Genomic DNA, 15,850 nt, shown 5'->3' with positions numbered 1-15,850 from the left:
CCCGCGGGCACCGCATCCGACCCCATCGATCCAGACGCCTCTAGATGACGCCCCCGGGCAGGATCGGACGATTCGGATATAGTCCTATAATGGGAATGCTGTCAAGAGGACGCCCTTCCCTTGCGGGCGAGGGATTCAGGCCACGCCCTCGTCCGGGCTGTCCTTGGCCTTCTTGGCCTTGGCGGTGGCCTTGCCCTCCAGCGCGTCGAGACGCGCCTTCAGCGCCTCGTTTTCCTCACGGGCCAGACGGGCCATTTCCTTCACCGCCTCGAATTCCTCGCGCGACACCACATCGAGGTCGCGCAGCATTTTCTCGGCCTGGGTGCGTACCAGGGTATCCACCTCGCGGCGTACGCCCTGGGCCACGCCGGCCGCATCGTTCATCAGCCGCGCCATCTCGTCGAAGATCCGGTTGCTGGTCTGGGTCATGCTCGTCTCTCCGCTGAGGATAATTCAGGTTTCCCCGGCCCGTTGTCGCGGCCACAATGGCCCGCGGGTCATCGGCCTGCAAGAGGCGCCGTGCTAAGACGCCGGCGGGCGACTCAAAGGTCAATCCGACGAAAGGCACCGATGCCGCTGTTCGTAATCCCGTTTCCCTACATCGACCCGGTGCTCGTCCACATCGGCCCGCTGGCGATCCGCTGGTACGCCCTGGCTTATATCTGCGGCATCATTTTCGGCTGGTTCTACTCGCGCGCCATCATCCGCAAGGACCGGCTGTGGGGCGGCGCGGCGCCGCTCAAGCTCATCGATTTCGACGATTTCGTGCTGTGGGTAACGCTCGGCATCATCCTCGGTGGCCGGACCGGGTACATCCTGTTCTATAACCTGCCGCACTTCGTCGCCCATCCGCTGGAAATCTTCGAACTGTGGAACGGCGGCATGTCTTTCCACGGCGGCTTTACCGGCTGCGTCATCGCCGTCGTCCTGTTCGCGCGCGCGCGCGGGATCCCGATCCTCTCGCTCGGCGACCTGACCTGCGCCGCCGCGCCGATCGGCATCTTCTTCGGTCGTCTCGCCAATTTCATCAACGGCGAGCTGTGGGGCCGCCCGACCGATGTGCCCTGGGCCATGGTCTTCCCCAATGGCGGACCGCTGCCGCGCCATCCGAGCCAGCTCTATGAGGCGACCCTCGAGGGCCTGGTGCTGTTCATCCTGCTCGCGGTGATGATCCGCCTCGGCGCGCTGAAGAAGCCGGGTCTGATCATCGGCAGCTTCGCCTGCTATTACGCGGTGGCGCGCAGCTTCTCCGAATTCTTCCGCGAACCCGACGCGCAGCTCGGCTTCCTGTGGGGCGGCGCCACCATGGGGCAACTGCTCTCGATCCCGTTGTTTCTGGTCGGCGCCGGCTTCATTATTTACGCGTTGAAACATCCTCTCGAGCACAAGGCGCCATGACCGGGCCGACGCCGCTGGAAATCGATATCCGCCGCCGCATCGCGGCGGCCGGGCCGATGCCGGTGGCGCAATATATGGCGCTGTGCCTGACCGATCCCCAGTACGGCTACTACGTGACCCGCGATCCGCTCGGCGCGCGCGGCGATTTCATCACGGCGCCGGAAGTGAGCCAGATGTTCGGCGAACTGATCGGCATCTGGATGTCGGCGGTGTGGAAGCAGATGGGCGCGCCGGAGCAGGTGCGCGTCGTCGAGCTCGGTCCCGGCCGCGGCACGCTGATGAAGGACGCGATGCGCGCCGCGCAGGTCGTGCCGCCCTTCCGCAAGGCGGTGGTGCTCGATCTGGTCGAGATCAGCCCGGTGCTGCGCGAGCAGCAGCGACGCGCGCTCGAGCCGCACAACATTCCGATGACCTGGTACAGCTCCATCAACGATGTGCCGGACGGCCCCGCCATCATCATCGCCAACGAATTCTTCGACGCCATCCCGATTTCGCAGGCAGTCAAGACCGAGGACGGCTGGCGCGAACGCTGCGTCGGCATCGGCGCCGACGGCAAGCTCGCCTTCGTGCTCGGCAGCGAGCCGATGCCGCATCTGAACATCCTGCTGCCGGAGGCCGCGCGCAACGCCCCGCTCGATTCCGTTTTCGAATGGCGCAGCGACGCCGCGGCGATCGATCTCGGCCGCCGCGTCGCTCAGGACAGCGCGGCGCTGGTGATCGATTACGGCCATTCCGAAACCGACTTCGGCGACACGCTGCAGGCCGTCGGCAAGCATGCTTACGCCGATCCATTGAGCGAGCTCGGCGAAGTCGATCTCACCGCGCATGTCGATTTCGCGCCGCTGTCGCGGACCATCGAGACCATGGGCGCCAAGGCCTATGGCCCGATCACGCAATCGCTGCTGTTGCGTCGGCTCGGCATCGAGACGCGCGCCACCACGCTCAAGGCCAAGGCGACTCGGGCGCAAGCCGCGGACATCGACCTGGCGCTGGCGCGGCTGATCGGCATCGGGCGCACCGGCATGGGCGAATTGTTCAAGGCCGCGGCCTATGTGGCGCCGTCGCTCGGCGTGCCGCCGGCGTTCGACGGCTGATCGGGACCGCCGGCATTGCCACCTGCCCGGATTCCGTTCGTGCCTATATTATGGCCCATTCATGCTTATATTGAAGCGAGCCGGAAGGGCCCGGCCGTCGCGTAGACCCAGATCATTCAGGAACTGCTCCGCATGCTGCAGGCCGCCGTGCTCGCCACCTTGCCTGGAATCCGCCACGCATTCTTCACGCGTAACGGCGGCGTGTCGCAGGGCATCTATGACAGCCTGAACGGCGGCGTCGGCTCGAACGATGCGCCGGAGCATGTCGCCGAGAACCGCGCGCGCATGGCCATGTCGCTCGGCGTTGCGCCGGAGCGCTTCCTGTCGCTCTATCAAATCCATTCGCCCGACGTCGTCGTCGCGGAAGAACCCTGGGGCGCCGACGACCGGCCGCGCGCCGATGCCGTGGTCACGCGCGTGCCCGAACTGGCGATCGGCGTGTCCACCGCCGATTGCGGCCCGCTGCTGTTCGCCGACGATAATGCGCGCGTGATCGGCGCGGCGCATGCCGGCTGGCGCGGCGCCTTCACCGGCGTCATCGAGGCGACGCTCGCCGCCATGGAGCAGCTCGGCGCCACGCGGGATAACATCGCCGTCGCGCTCGGGCCCACCATTCGGCAGGCGAATTACGAAGTCGGTCCTGAGTTCGTCGCGCGCTTTACCGCCGCCGATATCGACAACACGCGCTTCTTCGCCGACGCCAATCGCGAAGGCCATGCGCTGTTCGATCTGACCGGCTACATCGCCTCGCGCATTCAACAGGCCGGCATTGGGAAATTCGAGGATCTCGGCCTGTGCACCTATGCCGAGCCCGATCGCTTCTACAGCTTCCGCCGCGCGACGCATCAGAGCGAACCGGATTACGGCCGGCATATCAACGCCATCGCCCTGCACGAGTAGCCGGGTCGCCCGTTAAGCATTGCGTTAACCACCGGTTAACCACGCTGGACTTGAGCGCATCAGCCACTAAACTCGCGGCCGGCCGAGGGGACCGGCCGGGTTCGGGGGAATTCGATGCTGGCTCGCTTGCTCTTGCGTACGCTGTTGATCGGCTGCATCGCGAGCGGCCTTGCCGCCTGCAAGCAGGACGGCCCCGCCCAATTCGCCGCCCAACAGCCGCGCGGCGCCACCGTCGCCTTCGACGTCATCGACGGTCCGCCGCAGACCCAATTCCAGAAACTGGTCGAGCGATTGAACGACGAAGCGCAGTCGCGCCGCCTCGCTGTGGTATCCCGCGACGGCAGCTCGGCATACCGCGTGCGCGGCGCACTGACCGCGACGGTCGATCGCGGCCAGACCACGATCGCCTGGACCTGGGATGTCTTCGACGGCGCCCAACAGCGCGTGCTGCAGATCAAGGGCGAAGAGACCGGCACCAACACGGCCAAGGCCGACGAGGCCTGGAAGGCGGCCGACGACGCCATGCTACAGCGCATCGCGCAGTCCAGCATGGATAAGCTGTCGGCGTTTCTGACGTCGCCGGAGGTAGCGCCGGGCGCGGCGGCCTCGCCGGCCATGGCCTTCGACAACAGTTCGCCCGAAGCCGCCGGCATCTACCGCATCCAGAGCAGCGCCGATCCGGTGCAGGCCGGCGCGCCGCCGGAGGGCGCGGCGGCGGCGCAGACTCCGCTGCCGGAGAAGCGGCCGGCAGCCGCCCATGCCTCGCGCCAGCCCCGCCGGGCGGTCGCGGTGGCCGACAACGCGCTGTAGGCGCCCTTTATCAGTAGCCGCAAAAACCCTCGCGCCCCGCTACGGCTGTCCAAAAAAGACGCTGGAATTGGGACTTAACCCGTATTGCCGGGCTCCCCGCGCCTTGTTATGACCTGCGCGCCTGAAGCGTGAAATTTCGTCGCACCCGCCTCCCCGACCTCGCAGCCGGGTGTCGCGCAACGCTGAAAACCCACGTTCTCCGGCTAACGACGCGATGTAAGAGGTTGGCGGGATGTCGGGTAAGAACGGTGCGATCAAGCTGGTCGCCGGCAACTCCAATCCCGCCCTCGCCGCCGCCATTGGCGATTATCTCAAGACGCCGCTGACCAAGGCCATGGTCCGCCGCTTCGCCGACGGCGAAGTGTTCGTCGAGATTCAGGAAAACGTCCGCGGCGCCGACTGCTTCGTCATCCAGTCGACTTCGGCGCCGGCCAACGACCACCTGATGGAATTGCTGATCATCATGGACGCGCTGCGCCGCTCTTCGGCGCGCCGCATCACCGCGGTGATCCCCTATTTCGGCTATGCCCGGCAGGACCGCAAACCGGGACCGCGCACGCCGATCTCGGCCAAGCTGGTCGCCAACCTGATCACCCACGCCGGCGCCGACCGCGTCATGACGCTCGATCTTCATGCCGGCCAGATCCAGGGCTTCTTCGATATTCCCACGGACAATCTCTACGCCTCGCCGGTGATGGTCCGTGACATCAAGCACAAGTTCAAAAACGAACAGCTCATGGTGGTGTCGCCGGACGTCGGCGGCGTGGTCCGCGCCCGCGGCCTCGCCAAGCGCATCAATGCGCCGCTCGCCATCATCGACAAGCGCCGCGAGCGCGCCGGCGAATCCGAAGTCATGAACGTGATCGGCGAGGTCGAGGGCTACACCTGCATCCTGATCGACGACATCGTCGATTCCGGCGGTACGCTGGTGAACGCGGCCGACGCGCTGCTCAAGAACGGCGCCAAGGAAGTCTACGCCTACATCACCCACGGCGTGCTGTCGGGCGGCGCGGTGGCGCGCATTTCGAATTCGCGGCTCAAGGAACTCGTGATCACCGACTCCATCGAGCCGACCGACGACGTGAAGGCCGCGCCGAATATCCGCCTGCTGCCGATCGCAGCGCTGATCGGCGAAGCGGTGGCCCGCACCGCGCACGAGGAGTCGGTGTCGAGTCTGTTCGACGATCTGCCGTCGAAGGACTGAGCATTCGACGCCGTTTTGAGAACAAAACGGAATCAAAATCCGGCGCCGGATTCATCCCCGCACTTATCCACCAGAGAGTCATCTCGCTGGAGCATTCTTTGTGGAGATTCGAGTCGTGGGCCGTTGCGTCGCCACTGCAAATCACGGCTCATAGGCTCACACGCTGCCTCTAGCGGCCTGAATCAAGTGAGTTATAGTCAAGTGGCTCAGTGATTCGGTTTCGCCGTCAAGGCAGTCCGGTTCCCCGCGTAACACGTTCATCGACTTCAGGTTCGGACCTGCCCGGTCCGGAAGCGTGCCGTGTTGTGTGTCAAGGAAAGCCTATCTGGCAAGCGGAGACGCCATGTCCCTCTCGAGCTACACTGACGACGTCCGGTACAATCCGCTTGATGTGGTCGAGCGCCTCGCGGCCGGCAACGACTGGTCGTTCGAGCGGGCAAGCGATGACGAGATCACCATCCTGGTCAGCGGCCGTTGGGCCGAATACCAGTTGTCCTACACCTGGATGCTCGACATCGAGGCGCTGCATCTTGCCTGCGCCTTCGACATCAAGGTGCCCGAGCGGCGCCGCGCCGAGGTGCAGGTGCTGATCGCGCTGATCAACGAGCGACTCTGGGTCGGTCATTTCGATCAGTGGCCGGACGAAGGCCTCGTCATGTTCCGTCATGCCCTGCAATTGCCGTCCGGCATGGAGCCCTCGGGCCAGCAGTGCGAGAAGCTGCTCGGTACCGCGCTCGATACCTGCGAGCGCTACTTCACCGCCTTCCAGTTCGTGGTCTGGGCCGGCAAGCCGGCCAAGGAAGCGCTCGAAGCGGCGATGTTCGAGACCTCGGGCGAGGCGTAACGCCTAGCCGAAGCGGATCTCGATGCCGTCCAGCGCCACGCCGCGCAGCACCGTGCGCCAGGTTTCACCCGGCTTCACCGGCATCGCCTTGGTCAGGGTGCCGGTGGTGGCGATGTCGCCGGCTTCGATCGGCGGGCTGGCGGGATCCTCGGCGAGCACTGTCGCCAGATAGCGCAAGGCCGACACCGGCCCTTCCAGCACATTCGCCGCGGTCCCGCGCTCGACCACCGCGCCATTGCAGATGAGATCGATGTCGAAGCCGGGCAATTCGCGCAGCCACTCGGCCTTGCGCGGCGCCACCGCGTGCCGCGCGCCGATCAGCAGGGCGCCATGCATGGCATTGGCCGCCGCCGTATCGGGCGGCGTGAATTTCCAGCCGGGATAGATCGACTGCACGATCTCGAAGCCATGCGCGATCCAGCCGACGCAATCGAGCAGAGCCGCGTCATCCATGCCGGGCTGCGGCGCACTGACGAAGCCGAACACGATTTCTGGCTCGATCAGCGGCTCGACATAATCGCCGAGCCGTAGCACCGGCGTCACCGCGAGCTCGCGCACCGTGCGGTCGGTCATGTAGCCCCAGTTCGGCGCATCGACGCCGTATTGCGGCCAGATGGTACGGTTGGTGAAGCCGATCTTGCGGCCGACGATGGTCTCGCCGCGGGCGATGAATCTCTCGCGCAACAGCGGCGCGACGCGGCGCGCATCCGCCATCGTCAGGCCGCCAGGACGCGCCGAGAACGGCGTGATCTGCTTGTCCGTGCCGATGGTGGCAAAGACCTCGTCGGCGATTGCCGCGATGCCGGCGTCGGAGGATGCGCTGCTGTCGGTCATGGCCGCGACTGTGCGGGGCCCTGTTGAGCTTGGCAAGCACCCGCGCGGTCTGGCGCAATTTCGCAAGGTCGGCCATAACAGGCCGCGTTTGAAACAGGGTGCCGCGATGAAGAAGCCGTCGAGAACCGCGAAATCGCCGAAGCCGCTCGCCAAATTCAAAGGGCCGATGGTGCTGCTCGGCGCCGGCAAGATGGGCCAGGCCATGCTCGACGGCTGGCTGGCGCGCGGTCTGGCACCGAAGAAAGTCATCGCGCTCGATCCGAACCCATCGAAAGAGATCAAAGCCGTCGGCCGCAAGGGCGCCGTCATCAACCCAAAGCCAGGCCCGAAAGCCAAGGCGGAAGCGCAGGCCATCGTCATTTCAGTGAAGCCGCAAATGGCGCCCGACGCGGTGCCGCCGCTCGGGCTTTACGTCGGCAAATCGACGCTGGTCGTCTCGATCATGGCCGGGCGCACCATGGCCTTTCTCGAGAAGGCATTGCCGCCCGGCACCGCCATCGTCCGCGCCATGCCGAATACGCCGGCCGCGGTCGGCCGCGGCATATCCGTTGCCGTCGCCAATAGCCGCGTCACGGCGGCGCAACGCAAGCTGGCAACCGACCTGCTCTCTGCCATCGGCAAGGTCGAATGGGTCGGCGATGAAGGGCTGATCGACGCCGTCACCGCGGTGTCGGGGTCCGGTCCGGCTTATGTATTCCTGCTGGCGGAAGCGATGACGAAGGCCGGCATCGCCGCCGGCCTGCCACCGGATCTTGCCGCCCGGCTCGCTCGCGAAACCGTCGCCGGGTCCGGCGAACTGTTGTTCCGCTCGGACCGCGACGCCGCGACGTTGCGGCAGAACGTCACCTCACCCGGCGGCACCACTGCTGCCGCGCTCAACGTGCTGATGGGGCCGAGCGGCTTCGATCATCTGCTGACCGAGGCTGTCGCCGCAGCGGCCAATCGCTCGCGGGAACTTGCGGGATAACTTGCCGTCGTCCCGGGCGAGCGTCAGCGAGACCCGGGACCCATAGCCACCGCACTATCGAGAGCACACGGCGTATGGGTCCCCGCCTTCGCGGGGACGACGATAACGTGCCCTAGAACGGTCGCCTTTGCCGCCTTACATCTCCCTCGCAACGATCGAGGGAGACCGGCCATGGCTCGCGAAACCCGCAGGCGCGCATCCGAACGCAAACCATCAGAGCCGCCGCCGCCGCGCGGCACGTCCGACCGCGACAAGGCGATCGATGCGTTGATGGCGCTGCTCGCCGAGCATCCCTTTGAGGAAATCGGTCTCGCTGAAATCGCCGGCCGCGCCGGACTCAAGCTCTCGGTGCTGCGCGCCGAATTCGGCTCGACGCTCGCGATCTGGGCCGCGCACGTCAAGGACATTGACAAGAAAGTGCTCAGCAGCGATGGCAGCGACATGGTGGAGGAGCCGCCGCGCGATCGCCTGTTCGACGTGCTGATGCGCCGGCTCGAGGCGATGGCGCCGTATCGCGACGCCTCGCGCTCGATGATGCGTTCGGCGCGGCGTAACCCGCCGCTCGCTTTGGCGCTCAACGCCATGGCGGTGCGCTCGCAAGCCTGGATGCTGGAAGCGGCAGGCATTTCCGCGGCCGGTCCGCACGGTGCCCTGCGTGCGCAAGGCGGCGCATTGATGTTCGCCCGCGTCGTGCAAGCCTGGCTCGATGCCGATGACGACCAGGACGCCAACGACCGCGCCATGGCGGCGCTCGATCGCGGCCTGTCCAGCGCCGAGCGCTGGGACGGCTTCGTGCGCGATCTGTGCGCGTTGCCGAAGTGCATATTGCGCGGGCCGCGTCCGCGGCGCCGGCGTCCCTATGACGAAGGTGCGGCGGAAGCCGACGCCGCCTAACTGAAATACAGACGCTGGGCTCCGGGTTCGCGCCCGGACTTATACCGGCACCTTCACCGTGGCGCGCAGGCCGCCGAGCGGTGAATCGCTCAGCGTGATGTCGCCGCCATGCGAGTTGGCGATGTCGCGCGCGATCGCCAGACCGAGGCCTGTGCCGCCCTCATCCTGATTGCGCGCGTCGTCGAGCCGCAGGAACGGCTTGAACACGTCCTCACGCTTGTCCATCGGAATGCCCGGACCGTCATCGTCCACCGTGATCGTTAGATAGCGATGGTCGCGGTGTCCGGTGATCGCGATCGAATGGGCAAAGCGCGCGGCGTTGGAAACGAGATTGGCGAGGCAGCGCTTGAACGCTGCCGGCCGCACGGTGACCAGCGGCGCGCCATGGAATACGACGGTGGTGCGATGGCCGTGGCGCTCGGCGTCGTCCTTGAGTTCGTCGAGGAACGCCGCCATGTCGGTCGGCGCCGCGGCTTCGCCGAGATCGCCGCGAGCGAAGGCGAGATAAGCCTCCAGCATCCGCGCCATCTCGTCGACATCCTTCTTCATCGCCTCGGCTTCCGGACCGTCGTCGAGCAGCGCCAGCTCGAGCTTGAACCGCGTCAGCACCGTCCGCAGATCGTGACTGACGCCGGCCAGCATGGCGGTGCGCTGCTCGATGGCGCGTTCGACACGGGTCTTCATCTCGATGAAGGCCTGCGCCGCGCGGCGCACTTCGCGGGCTCCGCGCGGACGGAAATTCGGCACGTCACGGCCCTTGCCGAAACTTTCCGCCGCGTCGGCAAGCTTGAGGATCGGCTTGATCTGATTGCGCAGAAAGACGATGGCGACGGACAGCAGCACCAGGGACGTGCCGACCATCCAGATCAGGAAGATTTCCGAGTTCGACGCATAGGCGGCGTTGCGCCGCGCGAACACCCGCATGATGTTCTTGTCGAGCTGGATGCGGATTTCGACCAGCGACGACTTGCCGACGGTGTCGATCCAGAACGGCCGGGCGATCTGCCTGCGCAGCTCTTCCGACAAGGTCTGGTCCAGCAGCGAGAAGAATGGCTTGGGCCGCGGCGGCGGCATGTCGCCGAGCGGTAGGAAATCGACTACCAGGCCGAGGCGTTCCTGGGCGATCCGGCGAAGCTGCGACTGGTCGGCGTCCTGCGGATAGCTCTTGTAGAACTCGGTCAAAGCGGCGATGTCCGACACCACACCCGCGGTGAGGCGCTGCGTCACCACGTTCCAGTGCCGCTCCATGAAAACCAGCGCCACGACCGATTGCAGGATCACCATCGGCAGGATGATGATCAGCAGAGCGCGGGCGAACAGTCCCTTCGGCATCACGCTATTGAGCCAACGGCTCATGCGGCGCCAGGCGTCGCGGATCCTGGCGAGCTGGGCGTGAATGCGGCGGACCGGCGGAATGGAATCGTACCATTCCCACGCGGCGCGCAGCCGGTCGACGGCGAGCCGTACGTTGGTGCCGATGTCGAGCGAGGTCATGTGGTGCTCACCAGCCGGTAGCCGATGCCACGCACGGTCTGCACGAACAGCGGATTGGCCGGATTCTTCTCGATCTTGCGGCGCAGGCGATTGACCTGCACATCGACCGCGCGTTCGCTGACCTGATCGCCATTGCCGGCGAGCGCCATGCGCGACACGGTCTCGCCCGGCGTCGCGGCCAGGATGCGCAGCATTTCGCGTTCGCGGTCGGTCAGCCGGATGACGTCGTCGCCGTGGCGCAGTTCGCCGCGCGCCAGGTGATAGACGAAGGGCCCGAAGCGCACGGATTCGACCGGCGGCGCCACTTGCGGCTGCGTGCGCTTGAGGATGTTGGCAATGCGCAGCGACAGCTCACGCGGCTCGAACGGCTTCGGCAGATAATCGTCGGCGCCGAGACTGAGGCCCTCGATACGGGCTTCGGCGGCGTCGCGCGCCGTCAGCATGAGGATCGGCACGTTGGACTTGCCGCGCAGCGAGCGCGCGAATTCGAAGCCGGTCTCACCCGGCATCATCACGTCGAGGATGATGAGATCGAACGACAGTCCGGCGAGCTTGGCGCGCGCGTCGGCGGCGTTATCGGCAGTGGTGACGCGAAAGCCTTCGCCCGCCAGAAAGCGCGACAGCAGATCGCGAATGCGCCGGTCGTCATCGACCACCAGCAGATGCGGCGCATCGTCGGGGAGTTGAATGACCTTGTTGATCATCGGCCGTCATTACCTCGTCATTGCGCGCGCTGATGGCCCTAGCCACGCTTGACCCGATCGGCCCGCGCCATCAGGCGCAGCACGCCCTCTCGATTATCGTCGTCGATCATCGCGGTCAAAAAGCGGCGCGCGGTATCGTGCGACCCCGGGCCGAGCTGGCCGAAGGCGCGCTCGATACGTTCGGTCTGCAGCAGCGCCAGTTTGAGCGACAGCGCCTCGCCCTTGGCGGTGACGTAGAGCAGCCGCTGGCGGCGGTCCTGCTCGCCTTCCTTCTGCTCGACGAAGCCCTGATCGACGAGCTGCTTGAGCACGCGACCGAGCGACTGCTTGGTGATGTTGAGGATGTCGAGGAGGTCGGCGACCTTCATGCCGGGATTGCGGTTGACGAAATGCAACACCCGGTGGTGCGCCCGGCCAAAGGCGTATTTGGCCAGCACCTCGTCGGGGTCGCCGACGAAGTCGCGGTAGGCGAAAAACAGCAGCTCGATGATGTCCCAGACCGGCGCCTTGGCCGCCCCCGGCGCGCCTTCGGCCCCGCCATCCGGGCTCAGAGCCGCCTGGCCGGCGGAATTTTTTGCGCTGTTATTTATGTCAGCCATGTTGACATATTTTGGTCTTATGTTACAAAAACGTATCCTGGAACGAAACGATCGTTCAGCGCGGCGCACTTTAGCCGTGCCGGCACGGCCCCTCGGAGCCTTCCGGCGGATAACATGCCAGTCATACCGGGTGTTGCCGGGTGACGCAAAGTGTTGGAATAAGCTTGGAAATCCGCCGGAGCGGCGGGCTGGCCCGGGGTCCGAGACCTGAGGCCGCGGGCCGCATTCCGCATGAGTATTCACGGAGGAAGTCATGGCTGCGCAATCCTACGACCAGCTCGACGGCGTCATCTGGTACGACGGCAAGCTCGTGCCCTGGACCGAGGCCAGCGTGCACGTCCTGAGCCACGGCCTGCATTATGCGAGCGCCGTGTTCGAGGGTGAGCGCGCCTATGGCGGTCATATCTTCAAGAGCACCGAGCACTCGGAACGGTTGAAGCGTTCGGCCAATATTCTCGATTTCGACATTCCCTACTCCGTCGCCGAGATCGACGCCGCCAAGAAACTGGTGGTGGAGAAGAACGGCCGCAAGGAAGCCTATGTCCGCCCGATCGCCTGGCGCGGCTCGGAGATGATGGGCGTGTCGGCGCAGAACAACGCCATCCACCTCGCCATCGCGTCGTGGGAATGGCCGAGCTACTTCGATCCGGAGCAGCGCCTCAAGGGCATCCGCCTCGATCTCGCCGATTATCGCCGGCCCGATCCGAAGACGGCGCCGTCGCTCGCCAAGGCCGCCGGCCTGTACATGATCTGCACCATCTCCAAGCACAAGGCGGAACGCAAAGGCTATGCCGACGCCATGATGCTGGACTGGCAGGGCCGCGTCGCCGAATGCACCGGCGCCAACATCTTCTTCGTCAAGGACGGCAAGATCCACACGCCGATCGCCGACTGCTTCCTGGCCGGCATCACGCGCTCGACCGTGATCGACCTCGCCAAGAAGCGCGGCTTCGAAGTGATCGAACGCCGCATCATGCCCGACGAGCTGTCGAGCTTCTCGGAATGCTTCATCACCGGCTCGGCCGCGGAAGTGACCGCGGTGGCTGAGATCGCCCAGTGGAATTTCAACCCGGGCGGCATCACCAAGACGCTGATGGAAGACTATACGGCGGCCGTGAATACCCCGCCAAAGGCGGCGGCGGCCGCGTGAGCGGCAATCTCCGGTGAATGATAAACGACGAACGGCGCCCCTCGGGCGCCGTTTTCCTTTCTATCATCGCCGGCCGTGACGATTATGGTTCGATGCAATGAGCTCTGATAACCAGCAGCCCGTCTTCGACTTCCTCGCTTCGCGCGAGCCTGACGTCACGCGCATCGACACCCACGCCGCCAGCGTGTTCCTGTCCGGCGACCAAGCGCTCAAAGTCAAGCGCGCGGTGCGCTTCACGTTCCTCGACTTCTCGACGCTAGAGAAGCGAAAGAAGGCTTGCGAGGCCGAGATCGAAGTCAACCGGCCCTACGCGCCGGCGATCTACCTCGGCGTCGTCGCCATCACCCGCGAAAGCGACGGCGCGCTGGCCATCGATGGCAAGGGCGCGGCGGTCGAATATGCCGTCGTCATGGCGCGTTTCGACGAGACCAAGACGCTGGATCATCTCGCCGATGACGGCGCCATCGATGACGCGCTGGCAGACCGTCTCGGCCGCGCCGTGGCCAAAGCCCACGCTATCGCACCGGCGGTGCGCGACGTCGGCTTTGCCGCGACACTCGGCGACATCATCGGGCAGAATGAGAGCGAACTGTCCGGCTTTCCCGAACTGTTCGACGCCGCGGCCGTCGCTGCGCTCACGAAGGCAAGCCGCGCGGCTCTTGGTCGCCTGCGCCCCCTGCTCGAAGCGCGCGAGCGCGACGGCTGCGTGCGGCGCTGCCACGGCGATCTGCATCTGGGCAATCTGGTGCTGATCGACGGCCAGCCGATGCTGTTCGATGCCATCGAGTTCAACGACAAGTTCGCAGTGATCGACCGCTTCTACGATCTCGCCTTCCTGCTGATGGACCTGATCGAGCGCGATCTCATCGCCGCCGCCGGCATCCTACTCAACCGCTACCTGGCCGAGACCGACAACGACAGCGACCTCGATGCGCTGGCGCTGCTGCCGCTCATGATGTCGCTGCGCGCTGCAATCCGCGCCAAGGTGACGGCGGCGCGGCCCAACCGGGACGCCATGCTGGGCCGGCAGGCGCGGGCCTATTTCGCTCTGGCCGAGCGATTGATCGCACCGCCGCCGCCGAAGCTCGTCGCCGTCGGCGGCCTGTCCGGCAGCGGCAAATCGGTGCTGGCGGGCGCGCTGGTGCCGCATGTGCCGCCGCTGCCGGGCGCGGTGTGGCTGCGCAGCGATGTCATCCGCAAGCGGCTGTTCGGCAAAATCGAGACCGAGCCATTGCCGTCCGAAGCCTATACGCCTGAAGTGACGGAGAAGGTCTATGCGGCGCTGGCCGCCAGGGCGGCGCGCGTTATCGCCGCCGGTCACTCGGCCATTGCCGATGCCGTGTTCGCCCGCGCCGACGAGCGCGCCAGCGTCGAACAGGCGGCGCCCGCGGCGTTCCACGGCCTGTTCCTTACGGCCGCGCTGGAGACGCGTCTCGCCCGCGTCGGCGGCCGACAGTCCTTGAAAGCGAAAGGTACCGGCGATGCGTCCGATGCAGATGTGACGATCGCGCGCGCACAGGAAAGCTACGACCTCGGCAGACTGACCTGGGAGGAGGTCGATGCCTCGGGCACTCCGGATGAGACGTTGAAGCGCGCCTTGGCCGCATTGCAGCGATAAGCCATGCGCCGGGCGGTCAGCGGCTCCGCCGCGCCGGGCCGTGGCATCCGGTGGCGAAACAATGCATAGCTTGCGCTCGTTCTTCTCCTTCTTCGGGTCCGGTTCCGACTGATGTCAGCCGCGCGAAAATCCAGGATGACGGCCCGCCAGTTGGCCGTCGGCATCGCCGGCTACTTCGCCTTCATCAATCTCTACTCGCCGCAGGCGATCCTGCCGATGCTGGCGACCGACTTCGGCACCGGCGCCGCCGGCATCTCGACGATCATGACCGCGAGCACGCTGGCGGTCGCATTCACCGCGCCGCTGACCGGCACCGCCGCCGACGTGCTCGGCCGCAAGCGCGTCATCGTCACCGCGCTGTTCCTGCTCACCATCCCGACCTTGATGTGCGCGCTGTCATACAGCCTCAATGCGCTGGTGTTCTGGCGCTTCGTGCAGGGGCTGGTGTTGCCGCCGGTGTTCGCCGTGACCATCGCCTATATCGGCGACGAATGGGAACCGCATGAAGTGACCTCGGCCGCCGGCATCTACATGTCTGGGGCCAGCCTCGGCGGTTTTTCCGGGCGCTTCGTCACCGGCGTGCTCGCCGACCTGTTCGGCTGGCGCGTAGCGTGGATGGTCATCGCCGCGATGACGCTCGTCGGCTGGCTCGCCGTGCTGGCGCTGCTGCCGCGCGAGAAGAAGTTCGTCCGCTCCGAAGGGCTCGCCGCCTCCGGCCGGCAGATGATGCAGCATCTGCGCAACGATCAATTGCTGGCGACCTACGCCGTCGGCTTCGGCGTGCTGTTCTGTTTCATCCTCACCTTCACCTACATCAATTTCCGCCTCGCCGCGCCGCCGTTCAATCTGTCGCCGAGCTGGCTTGGCGTGATCTTCATCGTTTATCTCGCCGGCGCCGCGCTGGTGCCGCTGTCCGGCTGGGCAGTCAACCGCTTTGGCCGGCGGCGTTTCATGGTGCCGATGATCGGCGTGTGGATCGGCGGCGTGCTGCTCACTTTGTCGTCGTCGCTGTGGCTGATCCTGGCGGGACTGACGATCTGCGCCAGTTGCGGCATGCTCGCCCAGGCGATTTCGACCGGCTATGTGTCGATTACCGCCAAGGCCGGTCGCTCCTCCGCCGTCGGACTCTACGTGACCAGCTTCTACATCGGCGGCGCCTTCGGCGCGGGGCTCGGCGGTCTTGCCTGGACCCTCGGCGGCTGGCCGGCCTGCGTCAGCCTGCTGGTTGGAATGCAGGTGATCATGGCGGCACTCGTGTACTTCCTGTGGGCTCGGCGCATGCCGCCGGCGCCGCCACCGGCCACGCTCGAACCGGCGTGATATCGCGATTGACCGGGGCA

16 protein-coding genes are annotated in these 15,850 nt (G+C 65.9%); 11 read left to right on the top strand and 5 right to left on the bottom strand.

All coding sequences use genetic code 11. The features are described 5' to 3' along the window. Positions 1 to 135: 135 nt before the first annotated feature. Positions 136 to 429, bottom strand: a complete 294-nt coding sequence (locus tag ASD45_RS02530) for an accessory factor UbiK family protein (RefSeq protein ID WP_056910041.1) — start codon at positions 427 to 429, stop codon at positions 136 to 138. A gap of 141 nt (positions 430 to 570) precedes the next feature. Between ASD45_RS02530 and lgt the strand changes: the two genes are divergently transcribed. The 6 genes from lgt (at position 571) to ASD45_RS02500 (ending at position 6,250) form a co-directional block, all read left to right on the top strand. Next, positions 571 to 1,398, top strand: a complete 828-nt coding sequence (gene lgt / locus ASD45_RS02525; protein WP_056910040.1) for a prolipoprotein diacylglyceryl transferase — start codon at positions 571 to 573, stop codon at positions 1,396 to 1,398. Beyond that, a complete protein-coding gene (locus ASD45_RS02520) occupies positions 1,395 to 2,492 on the top strand; it encodes an SAM-dependent methyltransferase (protein WP_056910039.1) in 1,098 nt (365 codons plus the stop codon). Before lgt ends, ASD45_RS02520 begins: the two co-directional genes overlap by 4 nt. A 132-nt stretch (positions 2,493 to 2,624) precedes the next feature. Then, positions 2,625 to 3,392, top strand: a complete 768-nt coding sequence (pgeF, locus tag ASD45_RS02515; protein WP_056910038.1) for a peptidoglycan editing factor PgeF — start codon at positions 2,625 to 2,627, stop codon at positions 3,390 to 3,392. Positions 3,393 to 3,506: 114 nt separating this feature from the next. After that, positions 3,507 to 4,202, top strand: coding sequence for a hypothetical protein (locus ASD45_RS02510; protein WP_056910037.1), 696 nt, complete (start codon positions 3,507 to 3,509; stop codon positions 4,200 to 4,202). 232 nt (positions 4,203 to 4,434) lie between these two features. Beyond that, entirely contained in the window at positions 4,435 to 5,406 is a 972-nt protein-coding gene (locus ASD45_RS02505) for a ribose-phosphate pyrophosphokinase (protein ID WP_056910036.1), read from the top strand. 343 nt (positions 5,407 to 5,749) lie between these two features. Continuing rightward, positions 5,750 to 6,250 (top strand): YbjN domain-containing protein, encoded by a 501-nt coding sequence (locus ASD45_RS02500; RefSeq protein ID WP_056910035.1) that lies wholly within the window; start codon positions 5,750 to 5,752, stop codon positions 6,248 to 6,250. Between the two features lie 3 nt (positions 6,251 to 6,253). On the opposite strand, the gene ASD45_RS02495 is transcribed toward ASD45_RS02500, so the two are convergent. Next, positions 6,254 to 7,084: a hypothetical protein gene (locus tag ASD45_RS02495; RefSeq protein ID WP_056910034.1), complete on the bottom strand. Its 831-nt coding sequence runs from the start codon at positions 7,082 to 7,084 to the stop codon at positions 6,254 to 6,256. A 106-nt stretch (positions 7,085 to 7,190) separates the two neighbouring features. Between ASD45_RS02495 and proC the strand changes: the two genes are divergently transcribed. Both proC and ASD45_RS02485 read left to right on the top strand, forming a co-directional pair. Beyond that, the gene (proC, locus tag ASD45_RS02490) at positions 7,191 to 8,051 is read left to right on the top strand and encodes a pyrroline-5-carboxylate reductase (protein WP_056912552.1); all 861 of its coding nucleotides are present in this window, start codon (positions 7,191 to 7,193) and stop codon (positions 8,049 to 8,051) included. 171 nt (positions 8,052 to 8,222) lie between these two features. Further along, on the top strand, positions 8,223 to 8,945 hold the full coding sequence (locus ASD45_RS02485) for a hypothetical protein (protein ID WP_056910033.1): 723 nt from the start codon (positions 8,223 to 8,225) through the stop codon (positions 8,943 to 8,945). 39 nt (positions 8,946 to 8,984) lie between these two features. Here the strand turns inward: ASD45_RS02485 and ASD45_RS02480 are convergent, their stop codons facing one another. The 3 genes from ASD45_RS02480 to ASD45_RS02470 all read right to left on the bottom strand — a co-directional run bounded on the left by ASD45_RS02480 (position 8,985) and on the right by ASD45_RS02470 (position 11,742). Further along, on the bottom strand, positions 8,985 to 10,301 hold the full coding sequence (locus tag ASD45_RS02480) for an ATP-binding protein (protein ID WP_156380908.1): 1,317 nt from the start codon (positions 10,299 to 10,301) through the stop codon (positions 8,985 to 8,987). 134 nt (positions 10,302 to 10,435) lie between these two features. Next, complete coding sequence (locus ASD45_RS02475; RefSeq protein WP_056910031.1) at positions 10,436 to 11,143, bottom strand: response regulator transcription factor; 708 nt, start codon at positions 11,141 to 11,143, stop codon at positions 10,436 to 10,438. A gap of 38 nt (positions 11,144 to 11,181) precedes the next feature. Next, positions 11,182 to 11,742 (bottom strand): MarR family transcriptional regulator, encoded by a 561-nt coding sequence (locus ASD45_RS02470; RefSeq protein ID WP_056910030.1) that lies wholly within the window; start codon positions 11,740 to 11,742, stop codon positions 11,182 to 11,184. A 253-nt stretch (positions 11,743 to 11,995) separates the two neighbouring features. Here ASD45_RS02470 and ASD45_RS02465 point away from each other — a divergent pair, with 253 nt between their 5' ends. The 3 genes from ASD45_RS02465 (at position 11,996) to ASD45_RS02455 (ending at position 15,830) form a co-directional block, all read left to right on the top strand. Then, positions 11,996 to 12,892, top strand: coding sequence for a branched-chain amino acid aminotransferase (locus ASD45_RS02465; protein ID WP_056910029.1), 897 nt, complete (start codon positions 11,996 to 11,998; stop codon positions 12,890 to 12,892). A 97-nt stretch (positions 12,893 to 12,989) separates the two neighbouring features. Further along, the gene (locus tag ASD45_RS02460; protein WP_056910028.1) at positions 12,990 to 14,510 is read left to right on the top strand and encodes an AAA family ATPase; all 1,521 of its coding nucleotides are present in this window, start codon (positions 12,990 to 12,992) and stop codon (positions 14,508 to 14,510) included. A gap of 135 nt (positions 14,511 to 14,645) precedes the next feature. Further along, positions 14,646 to 15,830, top strand: a complete 1,185-nt coding sequence (locus tag ASD45_RS02455) for an MFS transporter (protein WP_056910027.1) — start codon at positions 14,646 to 14,648, stop codon at positions 15,828 to 15,830. Positions 15,831 to 15,850: the final 20 nt, after the last annotated feature.

Source organism: Pseudolabrys sp. Root1462 (genome assembly GCF_001426945.1).
Lineage (GTDB): Bacteria > Pseudomonadota > Alphaproteobacteria > Rhizobiales > Xanthobacteraceae > Pseudolabrys.
The sequence above is the reverse complement of the archived record's forward strand: the minus strand, read 5'-3'. Positions and strand labels throughout refer to the sequence as shown.

Excerpts from the sequence above, each read along its gene's own strand:
- ASD45_RS02500 (WP_056910035.1), top strand. The coding sequence starts at position 5,750 with ATGTCCCTCTCGAGCTACACTGACGACGTCCGGTACAATCCGCTTGAT.
- pgeF (WP_056910038.1), top strand. The coding sequence starts at position 2,625 with ATGCTGCAGGCCGCCGTGCTCGCCACCTTGCCTGGAATCCGCCACGCA.
- ASD45_RS02470 (WP_056910030.1), bottom strand. The coding sequence starts at position 11,742 with ATGGCTGACATAAATAACAGCGCAAAAAATTCCGCCGGCCAGGCGGCT.
- ASD45_RS02520 (WP_056910039.1), top strand. The coding sequence starts at position 1,395 with ATGACCGGGCCGACGCCGCTGGAAATCGATATCCGCCGCCGCATCGCG.
- ASD45_RS02455 (WP_056910027.1), top strand. The coding sequence starts at position 14,646 with ATGACGGCCCGCCAGTTGGCCGTCGGCATCGCCGGCTACTTCGCCTTC.
- ASD45_RS02510 (WP_056910037.1), top strand. The coding sequence starts at position 3,507 with ATGCTGGCTCGCTTGCTCTTGCGTACGCTGTTGATCGGCTGCATCGCG.
- ASD45_RS02485 (WP_056910033.1), top strand. The coding sequence starts at position 8,223 with ATGGCTCGCGAAACCCGCAGGCGCGCATCCGAACGCAAACCATCAGAG.
- proC (WP_056912552.1), top strand. The coding sequence starts at position 7,191 with ATGAAGAAGCCGTCGAGAACCGCGAAATCGCCGAAGCCGCTCGCCAAA.
- ASD45_RS02465 (WP_056910029.1), top strand. The coding sequence starts at position 11,996 with ATGGCTGCGCAATCCTACGACCAGCTCGACGGCGTCATCTGGTACGAC.
- ASD45_RS02480 (WP_156380908.1), bottom strand. The coding sequence starts at position 10,301 with ATGAGCCGTTGGCTCAATAGCGTGATGCCGAAGGGACTGTTCGCCCGC.
- ASD45_RS02495 (WP_056910034.1), bottom strand. The coding sequence starts at position 7,084 with ATGACCGACAGCAGCGCATCCTCCGACGCCGGCATCGCGGCAATCGCC.
- ASD45_RS02475 (WP_056910031.1), bottom strand. The coding sequence starts at position 11,143 with ATGATCAACAAGGTCATTCAACTCCCCGACGATGCGCCGCATCTGCTG.
- lgt (WP_056910040.1), top strand. The coding sequence starts at position 571 with ATGCCGCTGTTCGTAATCCCGTTTCCCTACATCGACCCGGTGCTCGTC.
- ASD45_RS02505 (WP_056910036.1), top strand. The coding sequence starts at position 4,435 with ATGTCGGGTAAGAACGGTGCGATCAAGCTGGTCGCCGGCAACTCCAAT.
- ASD45_RS02460 (WP_056910028.1), top strand. The coding sequence starts at position 12,990 with ATGAGCTCTGATAACCAGCAGCCCGTCTTCGACTTCCTCGCTTCGCGC.
- ASD45_RS02530 (WP_056910041.1), bottom strand. The coding sequence starts at position 429 with ATGACCCAGACCAGCAACCGGATCTTCGACGAGATGGCGCGGCTGATG.